This window comes from Halomonas sp. AOP13-D3-9 (assembly GCF_052379125.1).
Classification (GTDB): Bacteria; Pseudomonadota; Gammaproteobacteria; order Pseudomonadales; family Halomonadaceae; genus Vreelandella.
In genome coordinates this window covers 75,220-92,668 of the sequence record NZ_JBQSYH010000013.1, presented here as the reverse complement: position 1 = coordinate 92,668, position 17,449 = coordinate 75,220, and the positions used below count along the sequence as shown (strand labels likewise).

The window sequence follows — 17,449 nt, the reverse complement described above, 5'->3', positions numbered from 1 at the left end:
ATTGCGCGATCAGCAGTGATCAAGGCACCGAAGGGGGTAGTCAGCGGTAAGTTGTTTATAGAGATTGGTTGTTAAGCAATAACCATCAGGCGCCTTAGGGCGCCTGATCTGCTTCCTGATCGAGGTTTTCCCGCCACGCCATAATTTCCCCAAAGCGTTTCTCCTGCCCGATGGCGCTTGGCTTGAAAAAGTCGGCCTTAGGCAGCTCTTCAGGCCAACAGTCGTGGGCACTGCCCGCCGGGTAGCCGTCAGGCTCGTTATGGGCATAGCGATAGCCCTCGCCGTGGCCCAACTGCTCCATCAGCTTGGTCGGCGCGTTGCGCAGGTAAGTGGGCACGTCCACCTGGGGCTGCTGGCGCACATACTGTTTAGCTTCACTCCAGGCGCGGTCGATGCGGTTGCTTTTGGGCGCCACTGCCAAATGAATCGCCGCATGGGCAATCGCCCGCTGGCCTTCGTAATCCCCCAAACGTAAGTAAGCATCCCAGGCCGCAATCACCAGCGGTAGCGCGCGGGGGTCGGCGTTGCCGACATCTTCTGAGGCAATGGCGGTCAGCCTGCGCACCACGTCCAGCGGGTCGCCGCCGCCCTGGATAAAGCGCGCCATATACAGCAGCGCGGCATTGGGGCGCGAAGAGCGTATCGACTTATGAATTGCTGAGAGCAGGTCGTAATAGGCATCGCCTTGCTTATCAAAGGAGCTGGCCTGATGACCAATCACATCGGCTAACACTTCCTTATGAAGCACTTCACGGCCGTTTTCGTGGGTAGCGAAATCGCAGGCGGTTTCTAAAAGCCCCAGCGCCCGTCGGGCGTCGCCTGCGCTGGCGTGGGCCAGGGCGGTTAATACCTCGTCATCCACCTGAATATCGCGCTTGCCCAGCCCGCGCTCAACGTCGTTAAGGGCCTGGCGCATCACCGTGATCAGTTCGTCTTGAGTGAGCGATTTCAGCACGTAAACCCGCGCGCGGGAAAGCAGCGCCGAATTGACTTCGAAGGAGGGGTTTTCGGTGGTGGCACCAATCAGCGTCAACAGGCCCGACTCCACATGGGGCAGTAGGGCATCCTGCTGGCTCTTGTTAAGGCGATGAATCTCGTCTAAAAAGAGAATGACTGTAGAGGACATCTGCTGGGCGCGCTCGACCACGGCGCGAATCTCCTTTACTCCAGCCATCACTGCGCTGAGATGTTCCAGATGGGCCTGGGAGGCCCTGGCTAACAGCTCTGCGAGGGTGGTTTTACCAACCCCCGGCGGCCCCCATAAAATCATTGAGCGCACCAAGCCCGATTCCGCCATGCGGCGGAGAGGTTTATCTGGCCCCACCAGCGCCTGCTGGCCCACGTAATCTTCCAACTGACGTGGACGCATACGAAAGGCTAAGGGGGCATCGTCGGCGGGTATCGCCTGGGCGCTATCGAAAAGATCCATGTAAGCTTCCGTTATAAATCAGTACGTTGAGCAACAAATTGCCAACAAGTGTGGGTGGCAAATCGCGCTTTAGCGAACTACCTTTGGCGTAACCTATCAGAAAGATACACTTGCTAGGATAACGCTAGAGGGGCATTGTTTATGATAACCCCACGCGCTTATGATCGCATGCCGTTAACACCAAGGCTTCGACGGTAGGCATGACATAATAAAGGAGACAGTTCGATGTTAAACCAACTGCGTCTAGATCATGCCAACATGGCGAGGTTACTCCATGTACTGCAGCTCAAGCAGAAAACCCTTGTCCAGGGCGAGCGACCCAACTTTCAGCTGATGCGCGAGGTTGTCGACTATATTTTGTCCTACATGGATGGTTTTGCCGCGCCGCTGGAGCGCGTCTGTGTCGAACGCCTGCAAACCCAGGCGCCTGAGCATGTTGCGCTTACTGAACAAATGGCCGAGGACTATCGTGAGTTAAAGCCACGTCTCCAGCGTCTGTCCAACGATATTGACATGATCCTGATGGATAATGTCCTGCCAATGGATCGCTTTGCCGATGATTTGAAAGCCTATTTAGAAGCCCACCGTGCCTATCTGCGCCATGAGCGTGAAGGCCTATTCCCGCTGATTGATGAACACTTTGGCCCCGAGGACATGGAAGAGCTGCGTCAGGCGCTCCCAGCAGGCGCTGAGCAGGAGTTAGAGCGTTTGCAGCAAGCCTACCCCGAACTCTACGCCGAGCTGCGCGGGGCCGACGTGCCCGTGTTATAGCGCTAGCGGCATTCGCCGCGCACTAACGGCCATTAATAAAATGACGGAGCATGCTAAACTAGCGGCTCCGTTTTTTTCAGGCAGAGTCATGAAAGGGCCCGTGTTAATTTTTGATTCCGGCGTTGGCGGCCTGTCGGTGGCGCAGTCCCTGCGCCAACACTACCCTGATGCTGCGCTGTGTTACGCCTGCGACAACGCTTGGCTGCCTTATGGACTGCGCGAAGACGCAGCGCTGACTGATCGTATCGTGGCAGTGTGTTGCGCCGCAGTGGCAGCATGCCAGCCGAGTGTTTTGGTCGTTGCCTGTAATACCGCGAGCACCCTGGCGTTGGAAAATTTGCGCGCGCGGTTAACGATCCCCGTTGTGGGCACCGTACCTGCTATCAAACCTGCCGCGGCGATCAGCCAGACACGCCATATTGGGCTGCTTGCCACCAAAGCCACGGTAGGCCGGCCCTACACCCAGCGCTTGATTGATAGCTTTGCCGGTGATTGCGTCATTACTCGGGTCGCCGCTGATGCCTTGGTCGTCGAAGCAGAAGCGTACTTGGCGGGTATAAGCCCCAATACTGACCGTATGCAGGCGGCCCTGGCGCCGTTATGGCATGCCTCGACACCTTCATCGTCTGCTCACTGTTTATCGTCTGACTACTCTTCTGCTGGCTATCAGGCCCTGGATACCGTGGTGCTGGGCTGTACCCATTTCCCGCTGCTAAAGCCCTGGCTGACCCAGCTGGCCCCTGTGCCGCTGCACTGGATCGATTCCGGCGACGCGATTGCCCGCCGGGTCGCGCAAGTGGTTGATGAGCTCTATAGCGGTCAACAGGATGGCCGCTGCTTTACCACGGCACCCGCTGCCAACCTGACCGCTGGTTTCGCCCGCTATGGGTTTAAGGCGTCCCAATGGCTGGATATGGGCGACTGAACGTTATTTACTTCTGATCAAAATATAAAGAGGAGCAGCCTTGGCTATCCCCGTTGTAGAACCTGAGCGCTACGCTGAGCAGCTAGCCGCCAAGCGCGACTACCTGGAACGTACCTTTGCCCCTTTCCAGCCACCGGCGTTAGAGGTGTTTGAATCGCCGCCGGGTTATTACCGCCAGCGCTGCGAGTTTCGCATATGGCACGAAGAGGACGATCTCTTCTATGCCATGTTCGAAGTCGACCCTGAGAACCCAAAGAACAAGCGGGTGATTCGGCTAGATCAGTACGCGGTGGCCAGCGAGCGCATTAACCAGCTTATGCCGCAATTGCGCGAGGCCTGCCTTAAGTCTGACGAGCTACGCCGCAAGCTGTTTCAGGTCGAGTTTTTAACCACACTGTCAGGTGAGGCGCTGGTAACGCTGATTTATCACCGCCCATTAGGCGAAGAGTGGGAGCAAGCGGCGCGGGCGCTGGAAGCACAGCTGGGCATTAGGATTATTGGTCGTTCCCGCAAGCAGCGCCTTGTGTTGACCCGTGACCACGTCTGGGAGCGGCTGGAGGTGGATGGCCGAACGCTACACTACCAGCAGGTCGAAAACAGCTTCACCCAGCCCAATGCGCATATCTGCCAGAAAATGCTTAGCTGGGCGCGAGAGGTCACCGCTGGCCAGCAAGAGAGTGGCGAAAAGAGCGATCTGGTCGAGCTCTACTGTGGTAACGGCAATTTTACCATTGCCCTAGCCGATAACTTCCGCCGCGTGTTAGCAACAGAGATTTCCCGCACGTCGGTGGCCAGTGCCAACGTGAACTTGGAAGCCAATGGCGTCACGAACGCGCAGATTGGTCGTATGTCAGCCGAGGAGTTTTCGCAGGCGCTAAAGGGCGAAAAAGCCGGGCGGCGCGTGGCGGAAATGGCCTTGGATGAGTACGATTTTTCTACCGTGCTGGTCGATCCGCCGCGTGCTGGTTTAGACGCGCAGAGCTGTGAGCAACTCAGCGAGTATGCCCAGATCGTCTATATTTCATGCAACCCAGCCACGTTGGCTGAAAACTTGACCATACTGACCAACACCCATTGGATAGAACGCTTTGCGCTGTTTGACCAGTTTCCATTTACTGACCACTGTGAGTGTGGGGTGTTGTTAAAGCGGCGCGAGGTCGAGTAAGCGCTCGACCTAATGCGTAAACGGTATGCGTCATGAACAACACGTCAGGTGATTAGGGACGCGACGATAGGTAGCGTAAGCTAGCCGTTATGTTGGCCTAAAGGCCTATTGTCCTTCGTTTTTTGGCCGTTTAGTGGCCTATGCAGTCGAGGTGATGGATGCACTACGTTGCGATTGAAGAGAGTCGGCAAGATCTTTTGAAGCAGCTTCAGGAGCGGCTAAACGCGCGGTTAGACCCCGCACGCGCCGCCACTGTGGACGCCTTTGCTCGACACTTTTATGCCACCGTGCCGGTGGAAGACCTGGTAGATCGTCGCCTGGACGATCTGTATGGCGCGACGCTGTCGATTTGGCAGTTTTTGCAGCATCACGATCCGAAAAGCCCCAAGGTACGGGTATTTAACCCGGATTTTGAAGAGCACGGCTGGCAGTCGACGCATACTTTCGTAGCAGTGCTGAATGAAGATATGCCGTTTCTTGTCGACTCGGTGCGCATCGAGCTCAATCGCCGCGGCTTAACGGTACACGCCATTCAAAACACCGTGCTGGCAGTCGCCCGTGATGAGCGTCATCAGCTACAGGCGCTGGCCTCGCCCAGGGATGAAAACGCGCCTGAAGCCCGCGAGTCGCTGATCGTGATTGAGGTAGACCGCCATACTGATGTGGCGCTGCTTGAGAAGATTGAGCACAACCTGCACGAAGTGCTCCGCGACGTACGTACCGCCGTGGGTGATTTCGACGCTATGTGCTCGCAAATTACCGCATCGATTCAAGAGCTTGAGAAAAACTGCCCGCCGCAGATCGACCCCGACGACCACGAAGAGGCGATTGCCTTTTTGGAGTGGATGCTCAAAGATAACTTTACTTTCCTGGGCTACGATGAGTACCTACTGGAAGGCCATGAGCTGCAGCGCGATGCCGATAGCGTACTGGGCGTGTTCCGTCTGGATCAGCCGCGCTACTGCGAGCGCATTCGTACCGAAGAGGGCGTGAATGAGCACAACGATTATGTGCTGGTGCCGCAGCTGCTGTCGTTTGCCAAAAGCGCCCATCACTCCCGGGTGCACCGCCCTACCTATCCAGACTACATCACCGTTGACCGTTACGACGACGACGGCAATGTGATTGGCGAGCGGCGCTTCTTTGGTCTGTTCACCTCTACGGTGTATAACGAATCGCCGCGCAATATTCCGCTACTGCGCCGCAAGCTCAAAGCCGTGATGGACATTGCCGGCTTCAACCCCCAAGGCCACAACGGCAAGCAACTGCTCCAGGTGCTGGAAGTCTATCCTCGCGATGACCTGTTTCAGATCGATACCGAGTCACTGGCGAGTACAGCGCTGGGCATTCTCAATATCCGCGAGCGCCGTCAGGTGCGGCTGTTTATTCGCGCCGATATCAGCGGCAAGTTTTACTCCTGCCTGGTATTTGTGCCCCGCGACGTGTTCTCTACGGACCTGCGTCAGCGCATCCAAAACGTGCTGTGCGATGAGCTGGACGCCCACTTTGGCGACTTCAATACCTATTTATCCGAATCGGTGCTGGCGCGTATTCAGTTGATTCTGCGCTTTAATGGCGACACGCCCAGCGACTACGACCTCAAACGCCTTGAGAGCAAAGTGGCGCGGCTGGCGCGCAGCTGGCGCGATGAGCTGCACAGCGCGATGATCGAAGGCTTCGGTGAAGAGCGCGCTAATCTGCTTATGGATCAGTTCCGCGAGGCGTTCTCTGCCAGCTACCGGGAAGACTTCTCCGCGCGTACCGCGGTGTTTGATGTTCAGCACCTGCTGACGCTGGACAACGGCGACGATTTATCGCTGTCGCTCTACCGCCCGCTGGAAGAGCAGGGCGGCGGGGTTAATCTGAAGCTGTTCCACCGCGGTACGCAGATCCCTCTCTCTGACGTGCTGCCGATGATGGAAAATCTTGGTCTGCGCGTAATTGGCGAGCGTCCCTACGATATCAATGCCCCTGAACAGCGCTACTGGATCCACGATTTCGAGCTTGAGCACAGCGGTGCGGATGTCAGTCTGGGCGATATGCGCGATGTGTTCACCGAAGCCTTTAAGCGCATCTGGACCGGCGAAGCCGATAACGATGCCTTTAACCGCCTGATTATCGGCGCCGGGCTGGATTGGCGCGAAGTGGCCATGCTGCGCGGCTACGCTCGCTATCTAAAGCAGATCCGCTTCGGCATGTCCCAGGACTATATTGCCGCCACGCTGGCCAACTACCCGGCCATTACCCGCGAGCTGGTTGAACTCTTCCGGCTGCGTTTTGATCCTGAGCAGCAGAGCCATGCCACTGACGAGTGTATCGCCAGCTTGAACGAGCGCCTGGAAGGCGTCGCCAGCCTTAACGACGACCAGCTGTTGCGCCGCTTTATGGAGCTGATCCTCGCCACCCTGCGGACCAACTACTACCAGCTTGCCGAGGGTGGGCGCTTTAAAGACTACATCGCCTACAAGCTCGAGCCCTCTAAAGTCACCGGTATGCCCAAGCCGCGGCCGATGTTTGAGATTTTTGTCTGCTCGCCGCGGGTAGAAGGCGTGCACCTACGTGGCGGCAAAGTGGCCCGCGGTGGTCTGCGCTGGTCGGATCGCTTTGAAGATTACCGCACCGAAGTGCTGGGGCTAGTGAAAGCCCAGCAGGTGAAGAATGCGGTTATCGTGCCGGTCGGCGCCAAAGGCGGTTTTGTGTGTAAACGCATGCCGGAAAATGCCAGCCGTGACGTTGTCCAGAAAGAAGGTATTGCCTGCTATCAACTCTTTATCCGTGCGCTATTGGATGTCACCGACAACCTGGTGGGGGGGGACGTAGTCCCGCCGGAAAATGTGGTTCGCCACGATGCGGATGATGCGTATCTGGTGGTGGCCGCCGATAAAGGCACCGCTACCTTCTCGGATATCGCTAACGAAATTTCCATTGAGTATGGCCACTGGCTGGGTGATGCCTTTGCCTCTGGCGGCGCCAATGGTTATGACCACAAGAAAATGGGTATCACCGCGCGCGGTGCCTGGGAATCGGTTAAACGCCACTTCAAAAATCTTGATCTCGACACCCAACGCGACCTGTTTAGCGTGGTGGGGATCGGCGATATGGCTGGCGATGTGTTTGGTAACGGCATGCTGCTGTCTGACAAGATTCAGCTAGTCGGCGCCTTTAATCACCTACATATCTTTGTCGACCCCAACCCAGATGCCGAGGCCACTTTTGCCGAGCGCAAACGGCTATTCGCACTGCCACGCTCCAGTTGGGAAGACTACAGCCAGGAGTTGATCTCCGCTGGGGGCGGCATCTTTAGCCGTAGCGCCAAGTCAATTGCCATCACGCCGGAGATGCAGCAGGTATTTGGTATCAAGGAAGAGCGCCTGTCGCCCAATGAACTGATCCGCGCCATGCTCAAATCCAAAGTGGATTTGATCTGGAACGGCGGTATTGGCACCTACGTGAAGGGTTCCGACGAAACCGACGCTGATGTGGGCGATAAAGCCAACGACACCCTGCGCATCAACGGTAATGACTTAAACTGCCGTGTGGTTGGCGAGGGTGGCAACCTCGGTTTGACCCAGCGCGGGCGTATGGAAGCCGCCGCTAAGGGCGTACGCGTTTACACCGACTTCATTGATAACGCGGGCGGGGTCAACTGCTCTGACCACGAGGTCAATATCAAGATTTTGATCGATGAAGTGGTCAAACGTGGCGATATGACCGACAAGCAGCGCAATGAACTGCTGGCGGAAATGACCGATGAGGTAGGTGATCTGGTGATCCTGGATAACTACCGCCAGAGTCAGGCGCTGGATCTTTCGGCCATCCTTTCCGATTATTCGATGGGCCCTTACCGCCGTTTTATTAGCGAACTGGAAGCTGCAGGACAAATTGATCGCGAGTTGGAGTTCCTGCCCACCGATGAGGTGCTCAAAGAGCGCACCAGTAATGGCCAAGGGATGCGTTTGCCAGAGCTTTCGGTGCTGATCTCCTACGCCAAGAGCACCTTGAAAGGTGACTTGATCACCTCTGACGTACCGGACGATCAATATATTCACCGTCACCTGGAGCGGCTGTTCCCATCAGTGCTGGTCGAGCGCTTTAAGAATGAAATGTACGAGCACCGTCTTAAGCGTGAAATCGTCGCCACTCAGGTAGCGAATGATCTGGTGGATCATATGGGGATCGTCTTTGTACGCCGCCTGATGGACTCCACCGGAGCGGGACGTGCCGACATTGCCCGAGCCTACATCGTAGCCCGTGACAGCTTTAACTTGCCCAATTTATGGGCGCAAATTGAAGCCCTGGACAATCAGGTGCCCAACCGTATTCAGTACTCGATGATGCTCGATCTGATGCGCCTGATCCGCCGAGCCACACGCTGGTTTGTGCGTCAGCATTTAGGCCTTTCGACGCAAGACACTATCGAGTACTTTGCTCCTCGCTTAGCGCAGTTACAGGAAGGCATCGGTGAACTACTCAGTGGTGAAGAGCTGAGCGCTTGGAACGAGCGTCGTGACGAGCTGTTGGAGGCGGGCGTGCCGGATGCCTTAGCATCCACCTTGGCGGCGTCATCAAGCCTTTACGCGGGGCTGGGTATTATCCAGGCGGCGCGCCTGACCAACGAGAAACCTCAGCGGGTGGCGGAAGTGCTATATGAAATTGGCAGCCGCTTGGAACTGCCGTGGATGATTCAGCAGGTAACCCAGCTGGAAGTGCGCGACGCCTGGCAGGCCCAGGCGCGGGAAACCTTCCGTGATGATATCGAGCGCCAGCAGCTTGCGCTGACCACCAGCGTGCTGAAGCTGGATGCAGGAAGCCGCGATACTCAGGAGCGGGTGGCACAGTGGCTGGATCAGCACGCTGACCTGCATCGCCGCTGGTGTCGTCTTATTGAAGAGGTGCGTGGCGGCAGTGAAGGCGGCTTTGCGCTGTTTGCCGTCGCGGTACGCGAGCTGGTCGATCTTGCCGAGAGCGATAGCGAGGCGTAGGTTCGCCTAGCTTTTTCATACGCCACTGTAAAGCGTGTTCCGGTTCTCCACCGGGGCGCGCTTTATTGCGTTATACTGGCGCCCGTTTTCAGCCCCGCACCCGTTTTTAGAGACCCGCTATGTATAACCTTGCCCGTTCGCTGTTCTTTCGCGTTGATCCAGAAACGTCCCATGGCATGGCGCTAAGCGCGCTGGAGACACTGCATCGCATGGGCGGCGTGACGCGGCTATTTGGACAGCCGGTCAATAATCCCGTCGAGCTGATGGGGCTGCGGTTTGCCAATCGCGTCGGGCTCGCCGCCGGGTTGGATAAGAACGCCGACCATTTGGATGCCCTGGGTGCGCTGGGCTTTGGCTTTGTAGAAGTGGGCACCGTCACGCCCAAATCCCAGCCGGGAAATCCCAAGCCCCGGCTGTTTCGTCTGGCGCAGCATGAGGCGATCATCAACCGCTTTGGTTTTAACAACAAAGGGGTGGAACATCTGATCCAGCAGGTTAAGCAGCGACACTACGATGGCATCGTCGGCATCAATATTGGTAAGAATCTCACCACGTCGGTAGAGCAGGCGCTGGATGACTACCTGGTGTGTTTAGACGCAGTGCACCCTTATGCGGATTACATTGCCGTCAATGTCTCGTCACCCAATACCCCCGGGCTGCGCAGTCTGCAGTTTGGCGAGCAGTTGGACGCGCTATTGGCGCCTATTCGTGCCCGCGCTATAGAGCTTGATGCCCAAGCGGGCCGCAAGGTGCCGTTGCTGATTAAGATCGCTCCGGATATGAGTGCTGAAGAAGTGGCGCTGATGGCGGGAAGTATTGAGCGCAACCACCTTGATGGCGTGATTGCCACCAATACCACTGTTTCCCGAGAGGCTGTGCAGGGTGATCCGCAGGCGGAGGAGGCCGGGGGGCTTTCTGGTAAGCCGGTGTTTGAGGTATCCAATCGGGTTATTCGCCAGTTGCGTGAGCATTTACCATCGCTCCCTATTATTGGCGTTGGCGGGATCGATAGTGCCGCTGCTGCACAGGCCAAAATTGCGGCTGGCGCGGATTTAGTGCAACTCTACTCAGGTTTGATCTACCAAGGGCCTAAACTAGTCGGCGAGTGTGCGAGGGCACTGAAAGCTAGCTAAAAAGCCCACTTAAAAGTGGGCTCACTATAAACCTTTCGTTCAAAATTTTTCTTTTAAAACTTTGAAAAATAAAACGTTAGGCCATGACTAAGGGATTTTTATGAATGCCCGAGATACCGGTCATGCCATCCCACTGGTCTCCGCGACCTTCACGCCAACCGCTCATCCAGTATTCGCGTAAATTGACATCTTGACTGGGACAGTCGTCACGAGAACGACCCAATACACCCGCTTTGTAGCCGTGGACATAAGCCCGCTGGAAGCGATCACGTTTTTGCCGTTTCATTGGCTAACCTCTTTTCACGAAAGCCTTTGATAAGAAATAGGGCGTTATCGAAAACGAAAAACAACCCTATTCCGAGAGCTTGCTTCAAGAGCGAGACGCCGCATCAACCCCAGTGTCTAGCTCTCACGGGCTGAACGAGTCGGGCGGCGATCTCTTGCAAAGAACACTTACAAGCCATAGGTCTAGTGATGAACCGACCCTGACTAGAAACGCATGCGTTTTTCAGTAGCTACTCTCTTATTGTTAGACCATGATGGGGTCATCTGTCGACTATCAATTTGTCATAAAACGTAAACTCATTTGTTATATACAGGAATATCGCGCCTTTCAGCGCCGCTATTATCATGATCGAGTCGAACCAAACCGCTCCGCTAAATTTGCTTGCCACTTGCCCCAAAGGCATTGAAGGCCTGCTCCACGATGAACTCATAGCGCTGGGCGCCACGCCGGGCAAAACCACGGTGGCTGGGGTGTACTTCACTGCCAGTCAGGCCATCGCCTACCGCGTATGCCTATGGTCGCGATTAGCTAACCGGGTGATTTTAACCCTGGTGCGCGAATCGATGATCGACACCGCCGAGCAGGTGCGCGACGTGGTCGCCCGCATCGCCTGGACGCGACACCTAGCCCCAGGCAACACGCTGGCGGTGGATTTCCACGGCCGTAGCGAGCATATTCGCCACACCCGCTTTGGTGCCCAAACGGTTAAAGACGGCGTGGTTGATGCCCTCCAAATGGCAGGGCAGGAACGCCCCAACGTTGATACTAAAACCCCGCATTTGCGCATTTACGCCCACCTGCACCGGATGAATTTAACCATTGGCCTGGATCTCTCGGGTGAAAGCCTGCATCGCCGTGGCTATCGCCGTGACGTAGGCCACGCCCCGCTTAAAGAGAATTTGGCGGCGGCGCTGCTGGTGCGAGCGGGTTGGCCAGAAAGGCTCAAAGCCGGTGAACCGTTGATTGATCCGCTTTGTGGTGCAGGCACGCTACTCATCGAAGCCGCCATGATGGCCGCTGACCAGGCGCCGAATCTGAACCGTGAACGCTTCGGCTTTCACGGCTGGGCGGGGCACGATGATGATGCGTGGCGAGAACAGAAGCGCGAAGCCGAAGCCCGTGCATCGATAGGCCGCAAGCGCTGCAAAGCCCAGCTACTCGGCTTTGACCAGAGCCCTGCTGCACTGACTGCCGCGAAATCCAATGCCATGCGTGCCGGTATTCCTGCGCTGATTACCCTACATGGTCAGAGCCTTGCTCAGCTTACCCGGCCTGAATCATTGACCGCTGAAAGTGGCCTGTTGATCACCAACCCCCCCTACGGCGAACGTCTGGGTGAATTGCCGGAGCTGGTGCGTCTATATGCCCAACTTGGCGAGAAAGCTAAAGCGCTGTTCCCCGGCTGGACGCTGGCGGTATTTACCGGCAATCCGGATCTCGGCCATCGCCTGGGAATGCGTGCGCACAAGCAGTACGCGCTCAAAAACGGTGCTTTGGACGCCAAATTGCTATTAATGGAGATTGGTGGAGCTGAGCATTCACCTGCTGCGAGCGATGTGGCGCCCGCACAGCGTGAAAGTGGTGCAGAGGCAGCGCCCAGTGACGTGGTTGGCGAAGAGCAAGCGGCTCATAAAAACCAAGACAATGCGCAGATGTTTGCCAATCGGCTGATTAAAAATCAGAAGCGCTTAAAGAAATGGCTGAAGCAGAGCGGTGAAACCAGCTATCGTGTTTATGACGCCGATATGCCGGAGTACGCCCTGGCGGTTGATCGCTACGGTGACCGCGTGCATGTGCAAGAGTACGCAGCACCCAGCTCGATCAACCCGGCGCAGGCGCAAAAGCGCCTGTACGACGCCCTGGAAGTGATGCCCGAAGCGCTTAACGTTGACGCCAGCAAGATCTATATCAAGCGCCGCGAGCGCCAAACCGGCAGCGCCCAGTACCAAAAACGCGCCGCCAGCGGTGAACGTTTTGAGGTGCAGGAAGGCGCCGCTCGGCTATGGGTAAACCTGCGCGACTACCTGGATACCGGGCTGTTTCTTGATCATCGTCCGGTACGACGCATGCTAGGCGAAATGGCCAGCGGTAAGCGCTTTTTAAATCTGTTCTGTTACACCGCCACAGCAACGGTACAGGCGGCATTGGGAGGCGCCAGCGACAGTGTGAGTGTCGATATGTCCAACACTTACCTGGAGTGGGCCAAGGATAACTTTGCGCTGAATAAACTCGATACGCGACTGCATCGGGTGGTGCGCGACGACTGTTTCCGCTGGCTGGAGACCGCCAACGCCGAGTTCGACCTGATCTTTATGGATCCACCTACGTTCTCTAACTCCAAAAAGATGCGCGACACCCTCGACGTGCAGCGTGACCACCCGCGGCTTGTGGAGCTCGCAATGGCGCGCCTGGCACCCGGTGGAACCTTGGTATTTTCTAATAACCAGCGGCGCTTTAAACTGGATGAAGCGCTTAGCGAGCAATTTGCCGTAGAGGACATTACCGGGCGTAGCTTCGACCCCGATTTCCAGCGGCGCACGAACTTGCACCATGTGTTTCTACTTCGCCATAAGGCGTCATAGGAGAGCTGTAGTATGAAGAGAGCTTCAGTATGATCCAGCTATCGCTTTACACGACCATGGGCTGCCACCTGTGTACCCAATTAGAGTCACTGGTGGCCACGCTCGCGAACCAAAAGGTATGGTTGCACCATATCGAGATTAGCGACGACGATGCCTTGGTGGAGCGCTACGGCGTGCGTATCCCGGTGCTGATGGACAGTGACGGTAAGGAGCTGGATCGTGGTTTTGAGCTGGAGCGCTTAAGTGCCTGGCTGCGCGAACGCGGCTGGCTGGATGAGTCAGCGCTGGCGGCGTTTACCGCACCGCCAGAAAGCACAGCGCCTAAAGGCGCCCATGAGCGTGACGGGCGGCGTTTCTTAGGCTAAAACTGCTTGGCTAAACGTGGCGGCTAAAGCACATCCAGCAGTGAAAGCTGGCGCATGGCTTCCTGGCCTTCAGGGGTATGGTCGGCCACTTCCAGCACCTTGCGAAACCCTCGCGAGGATTGGATGGTGGTTTCGTCCTCCAGCCACATATGGGCTTGATCCAGCGTATCGGCTAGCTGATGTTTCAGGCCGCCAAACTGAGTGCCGATTTGGCCCCAAGCGCGGCTGAAAATCCAGTCACCAAACATATCCTGGTGAATATGAACCAACACATAGTCATGGTTGGTTTCCCAGCGTACGATCACAACATTCTCCTTAGATAGCCTTTAAAAGATAGTCCTTAAAAATAGCCTTGAAACACGCCTGCCCATCAGCCGTCGCGGGCGTATTGTAAAGCCCGGATACCCAAACGCCTATGAAACTTGTCATCGACGCCAATATCCCCGCTGCCGAGCACTGCTTCGGCCATTTCGGTACGCTTACCCGCGTGCCAGGGCGGGAGATAAACGCCGCCCACCTGCAGGATGCCGAGGCGCTCATCGTGCGCTCGATTACCCAGGTCAACGATCAGCTGCTTGCCGATAGCCCCGTGCGCTTTATTGGCACCTGTACCATCGGCACGGATCATATTGACCAAACAGCGCTTGCCCAGCGCAATATCGCCTTCGTCAGTGCACCAGGCTGCAACGCCGAAGCGGTGGTTGACTACGTATTAAGCAGCCTGCTGACCCTGGCGGAGCGCGATGGCTGGGCACTTAGCGAGCGTACCGTAGGTATTGTAGGGGTGGGCAATGTCGGTAGCAGACTGCAGGCTCGGCTAAACGCCATGGATGTGGCAACGCTGGCCTGTGACCCGCCCCGGGCTGACGAGGAGGGCCAGGCAGGGTTTCACTCTTTAGACGCCCTAATCGAACGCTGTGACGTGCTCTGCCTGCATATGCCGCTGACTCGCGAAGGCCCTCACGCTACTTATCAACTGCTTAATGCTCAACGTATCGAGGAGCTGGCGCCGGGGTGCGTGCTGCTCAATGCCGGGCGCGGTGACTGCGTGGATGGTTTAGCGCTACGTAGCCGCCTTGCGGGCAAGGGCGATATAAGCGCCATACTGGACGTGTGGGAGGAAGAACCCGATATCGATGCTGGCCTGCGTGATCTGGTCTCTCTCGCAACACCGCATATTGCCGGGCATAGCTTAGATGGCAAGCTGCGCGGCACCTGGATGATTCAGCAGGCGCTGGCTCACCACTGCGGTCAGCCAAGCGAGCTAACGTTTGCCGATATTTGTCCGCCGCCCGTGCTCGCGTCGCTACATCTGCAGCACGCGCTACCCCCGGAAGACGCTCTGCGGCTCTGCATGAGAGCGGTGTATGACGTTCGCCGCGACCACGATGCGCTTCAGCGCCAAACGCAGCACCACGGTATGCGCAAAGGCTTTGACGACTGCCGCGCCAACTACCCGCTGCGGAGAGAGTTCGCTACGCTCAACGTGCAGCTGTCAGGGGAAGCGGTAGCCCTGGAAGTCCTGTTGCGTGGTGCGGGATTTAGCGTCAATAGCCGCTTCGATGAGAACCAGCACTAAAAAAGTGCTGCTACTGATTAATTGCTCACAGCGCTCTTAATTTACTAGCGAACTAGACATAGCAACTCTCTGGCTAAATCTTGATGTTTATACGGCAAAGCCGTATATTTCAGTGATGCTATTTATCGAAACGTCTACCTTCACCAAGCTATTACCGGGCTACCTTACGGATGAGGAGTATCGTGGGCTGCAAACGTATCTATTGCAGAAGCCGGATGCGGGCGACCTCATAAAAGGTTCGGGTGGTGTGCGTAAGGTACGTTGGGCATCAGAAGGTTCTGGAAAGAGCGGTGGTATTAGAGCTATCTACTACTGGAAGAAGTCTGACCACGAAATATGGATGCTTACGCTGTACAGCAAATCGGAGCGCGCCAGTATTTCTGGGCATACGCTCAAGCAGATCGCGGAGGCCATAAAAAATGATTGATAGAAATCTTGGGGCAGAGATTCTCGACGGTATTAATGAAATTAAGCAGTTCAAGAAAGGCAACGTAGCTCTGCGAACTAATCAGTTAGCAGAGCCCTCACCGCCAAAAATGATTCGGCTAAAACTGAAACTGACGCAATCAGCTTTTGCAGGTCTTATGGGGGTAAGCATACGTACTCTCCAAGACTGGGAGCAAGGTCGAAGAGAGCCGCAGGGCCCAGCGGTTGCCCTTTTGCGTATTGCTGAGCAACACCCGGAAGTATTTGAGCAACTTCACTGAGCAAAGTGACGTTGTGTTGAAGAAAACAATAAGGCCCGCATCTGCGGGCCTTAAACGTATAGCTGCTAACAAATTACTGCCGATAAGCGGCTTCTTTCAGCGCCCTGATGCGCTCATCCAGCCGAGGGTGGCTGGCAAACATCTTCTCCACCAGCGAGCAGGTTTGGCCTTTTATGATGGCCATGGCGCGCAGAGTATCGGGCATTTCAGTTTCGGTTTTCAAACGTGCCAGCGCGCTGGCTGTGGCCTTAGTGCTGTGCCTCGTGGTAGAGAGCTAAGCGAGGAGTTTTCAATATATTATGCGTATGTTGCGTTATCCCGCAGGCTTCAGCTTTGAAGGAATTGGCTGACGTATTTGGATGAAAATGAACATCACTTATCAGATCCTCAGTGGTTTCAAGTTGCGCAATGGTTCCCACAACCCCGCTAAAGAAATTAAGGTAATCCCGAGTATCTCGCGTAATCCGAACGGCTCATCTGCCCAAATGGCGGCACTCATTGAGCCGGTGCTAATTTCAGTCATAAACAAAATACCTAATATCCCAGGGCTCAATACGGCTGCGCCCCACAATATCGCCATGGCGGGTGGAATGATTAATAGCAGTACCACTGGGATAAGCCAGGTAAATACTTCATATAGCTGTATAAGTGTTGGGGGTTCCTGAACGTCCTTCATTGGAAGTTGTGTCAAAGCCAGGGCGAAAGCACTGCCCCATAAGAAATAACACAGCGTGACGTCCATATTGTTTTGCGCGCCACTCTTTTTCATGTATACCGCCGCAAAGGCCCAGACGACCCCTGACGCAAACCCCATCCAGTCTCCAATGTTTTTGGGAGATGGGAACCCAGTGTCTATTTTAAAAGTTATCAAGATGCCGACGAAGGCTAAGATCATGGTAATCCAGCGATCAAGAAAAAAATTCTCACCTAATAAATATCGGGAAAGTAAAGTGCTCCAAAGTGGAGTTAAGTAATATAAAAGCATTGCGTTAATGACTTGTGTATAAAGTAAAGCACCTGCATAAAGCACTAACCCTAGCCCGGCTAGCAGACTGGGCAGGTGTAAAGAAATACCACCTTGAATAATGTATCGCCACCGAAAAAAATAAAAAGGCATCAATATAACTACTGGTAAAGCGTAGAAAATAACAATTGTCCAAAGTCCGTCAATGCCAGCATTATGTAGCATGCGTAGAGGTATCCAGAGAATACCCCACACAAGCCCTGAAATAGCGACAACGATCATCGCTAAGTTTTGATCATCAGATTTAAACATAAAACTTTCCTATATCTGGTTGACGGTAAATTTTAAGTGGACTCGATTTAATTTACTCGCGGAATTCGGACTCTAATTTCTAAAGTGGCAGCACGAAACTTCTGCAAGTGGCGAGCTAAGCATGGCGATATAGACACGTCCATGAGGACTCGAATGAACGTCGTAAGGCAGGCATCTCCAAGGATAGTAGGGCTAAAAGTGGTGAAGCTGTCTCATTGTCGTGAGAGGTGCAGAGATGTGTATGGAAAA

General features: G+C 55.4%; 14 protein-coding genes and 1 pseudogene. 10 read left to right on the top strand and 5 right to left on the bottom strand.

The annotated features are described in order from the left end of the window. Positions 1 to 94: 94 nt before the first annotated feature. Complete coding sequence (locus ACT3UM_RS15365) at positions 95 to 1,429, bottom strand: replication-associated recombination protein A (protein ID WP_498900190.1); 1,335 nt, start codon at positions 1,427 to 1,429, stop codon at positions 95 to 97. A gap of 225 nt (positions 1,430 to 1,654) precedes the next feature. Between ACT3UM_RS15365 and ACT3UM_RS15360 the strand changes: the two genes are divergently transcribed. The 5 genes from ACT3UM_RS15360 (at position 1,655) to ACT3UM_RS15340 (ending at position 10,405) form a co-directional block, all read left to right on the top strand. Beyond that, positions 1,655 to 2,200: a hemerythrin domain-containing protein gene (locus tag ACT3UM_RS15360; RefSeq protein WP_035577700.1), complete on the top strand. Its 546-nt coding sequence runs from the start codon at positions 1,655 to 1,657 to the stop codon at positions 2,198 to 2,200. Between the two features lie 88 nt (positions 2,201 to 2,288). Beyond that, positions 2,289 to 3,125, top strand: a complete 837-nt coding sequence (gene murI / locus ACT3UM_RS15355) for a glutamate racemase (protein ID WP_498900188.1) — start codon at positions 2,289 to 2,291, stop codon at positions 3,123 to 3,125. A 40-nt stretch (positions 3,126 to 3,165) separates the two neighbouring features. Beyond that, on the top strand, positions 3,166 to 4,290 hold the full coding sequence (trmA, locus tag ACT3UM_RS15350) for a tRNA (uridine(54)-C5)-methyltransferase TrmA (RefSeq protein ID WP_498900186.1): 1,125 nt from the start codon (positions 3,166 to 3,168) through the stop codon (positions 4,288 to 4,290). Positions 4,291 to 4,448: 158 nt separating this feature from the next. Beyond that, positions 4,449 to 9,272, top strand: a complete 4,824-nt coding sequence (locus ACT3UM_RS15345) for an NAD-glutamate dehydrogenase (protein ID WP_498900184.1) — start codon at positions 4,449 to 4,451, stop codon at positions 9,270 to 9,272. A 119-nt stretch (positions 9,273 to 9,391) separates the two neighbouring features. Continuing rightward, positions 9,392 to 10,405, top strand: coding sequence for a quinone-dependent dihydroorotate dehydrogenase (locus ACT3UM_RS15340; RefSeq protein WP_498900182.1), 1,014 nt, complete (start codon positions 9,392 to 9,394; stop codon positions 10,403 to 10,405). Between the two features lie 76 nt (positions 10,406 to 10,481). On the opposite strand, the gene rmf is transcribed toward ACT3UM_RS15340, so the two are convergent. Beyond that, positions 10,482 to 10,691, bottom strand: a complete 210-nt coding sequence (rmf, locus tag ACT3UM_RS15335) for a ribosome modulation factor (RefSeq protein ID WP_240716179.1) — start codon at positions 10,689 to 10,691, stop codon at positions 10,482 to 10,484. A 344-nt stretch (positions 10,692 to 11,035) separates the two neighbouring features. Here rmf and rlmKL point away from each other — a divergent pair, with 344 nt between their 5' ends. Both rlmKL and ACT3UM_RS15325 read left to right on the top strand, forming a co-directional pair. Further along, entirely contained in the window at positions 11,036 to 13,273 is a 2,238-nt protein-coding gene (rlmKL, locus tag ACT3UM_RS15330) for a bifunctional 23S rRNA (guanine(2069)-N(7))-methyltransferase RlmK/23S rRNA (guanine(2445)-N(2))-methyltransferase RlmL (protein ID WP_498900180.1), read from the top strand. A 29-nt stretch (positions 13,274 to 13,302) separates the two neighbouring features. After that, a complete protein-coding gene (locus tag ACT3UM_RS15325) occupies positions 13,303 to 13,638 on the top strand; it encodes a glutaredoxin family protein (protein WP_035577713.1) in 336 nt (111 codons plus the stop codon). A 23-nt stretch (positions 13,639 to 13,661) separates the two neighbouring features. Here the strand turns inward: ACT3UM_RS15325 and ACT3UM_RS15320 are convergent, their stop codons facing one another. Next, on the bottom strand, positions 13,662 to 13,943 hold the full coding sequence (locus ACT3UM_RS15320; RefSeq protein ID WP_071695775.1) for a hypothetical protein: 282 nt from the start codon (positions 13,941 to 13,943) through the stop codon (positions 13,662 to 13,664). Between the two features lie 110 nt (positions 13,944 to 14,053). Between ACT3UM_RS15320 and pdxB the strand changes: the two genes are divergently transcribed. The 3 genes from pdxB (at position 14,054) to ACT3UM_RS15305 (ending at position 15,924) form a co-directional block, all read left to right on the top strand. Then, a complete protein-coding gene (gene pdxB, locus ACT3UM_RS15315) occupies positions 14,054 to 15,217 on the top strand; it encodes a 4-phosphoerythronate dehydrogenase PdxB (RefSeq protein WP_498900177.1) in 1,164 nt (387 codons plus the stop codon). A 115-nt stretch (positions 15,218 to 15,332) separates the two neighbouring features. Then, complete coding sequence (locus ACT3UM_RS15310) at positions 15,333 to 15,644, top strand: type II toxin-antitoxin system RelE/ParE family toxin (protein ID WP_498900175.1); 312 nt, start codon at positions 15,333 to 15,335, stop codon at positions 15,642 to 15,644. Next, positions 15,637 to 15,924 (top strand): helix-turn-helix domain-containing protein, encoded by a 288-nt coding sequence (locus ACT3UM_RS15305; protein WP_498900173.1) that lies wholly within the window; start codon positions 15,637 to 15,639, stop codon positions 15,922 to 15,924. The genes ACT3UM_RS15310 and ACT3UM_RS15305 overlap by 8 nt, the downstream gene beginning before the upstream one ends. Positions 15,925 to 15,997: 73 nt before the next feature. Here the strand turns inward: ACT3UM_RS15305 and ACT3UM_RS15300 are convergent. Both ACT3UM_RS15300 and ACT3UM_RS15295 read right to left on the bottom strand, forming a co-directional pair. Then, positions 15,998 to 16,177 (bottom strand): annotated as a pseudogene (locus ACT3UM_RS15300) (protease HtpX); the annotation flags it as partial. A 126-nt stretch (positions 16,178 to 16,303) separates the two neighbouring features. Then, positions 16,304 to 17,200 carry a DMT family transporter gene (locus tag ACT3UM_RS15295; RefSeq protein WP_498900171.1) on the bottom strand — a complete coding sequence of 299 codons (897 nt, stop codon included), beginning with the start codon at positions 17,198 to 17,200 and terminating at the stop codon, positions 16,304 to 16,306. Positions 17,201 to 17,449: the final 249 nt, after the last annotated feature.

Excerpts from the sequence above, each read along its gene's own strand:
- ACT3UM_RS15365 (WP_498900190.1), bottom strand. The coding sequence starts at position 1,429 with ATGGATCTTTTCGATAGCGCCCAGGCGATACCCGCCGACGATGCCCCC.
- ACT3UM_RS15360 (WP_035577700.1), top strand. The coding sequence starts at position 1,655 with ATGTTAAACCAACTGCGTCTAGATCATGCCAACATGGCGAGGTTACTC.
- murI (WP_498900188.1), top strand. The coding sequence starts at position 2,289 with ATGAAAGGGCCCGTGTTAATTTTTGATTCCGGCGTTGGCGGCCTGTCG.
- ACT3UM_RS15345 (WP_498900184.1), top strand. The coding sequence starts at position 4,449 with ATGCACTACGTTGCGATTGAAGAGAGTCGGCAAGATCTTTTGAAGCAG.
- ACT3UM_RS15340 (WP_498900182.1), top strand. The coding sequence starts at position 9,392 with ATGTATAACCTTGCCCGTTCGCTGTTCTTTCGCGTTGATCCAGAAACG.
- rmf (WP_240716179.1), bottom strand. The coding sequence starts at position 10,691 with ATGAAACGGCAAAAACGTGATCGCTTCCAGCGGGCTTATGTCCACGGC.
- rlmKL (WP_498900180.1), top strand. The coding sequence starts at position 11,036 with ATGATCGAGTCGAACCAAACCGCTCCGCTAAATTTGCTTGCCACTTGC.
- ACT3UM_RS15325 (WP_035577713.1), top strand. The coding sequence starts at position 13,303 with ATGATCCAGCTATCGCTTTACACGACCATGGGCTGCCACCTGTGTACC.
- pdxB (WP_498900177.1), top strand. The coding sequence starts at position 14,054 with ATGAAACTTGTCATCGACGCCAATATCCCCGCTGCCGAGCACTGCTTC.
- ACT3UM_RS15310 (WP_498900175.1), top strand. The coding sequence starts at position 15,333 with ATGCTATTTATCGAAACGTCTACCTTCACCAAGCTATTACCGGGCTAC.
- ACT3UM_RS15305 (WP_498900173.1), top strand. The coding sequence starts at position 15,637 with ATGATTGATAGAAATCTTGGGGCAGAGATTCTCGACGGTATTAATGAA.
- ACT3UM_RS15295 (WP_498900171.1), bottom strand. The coding sequence starts at position 17,200 with ATGTTTAAATCTGATGATCAAAACTTAGCGATGATCGTTGTCGCTATT.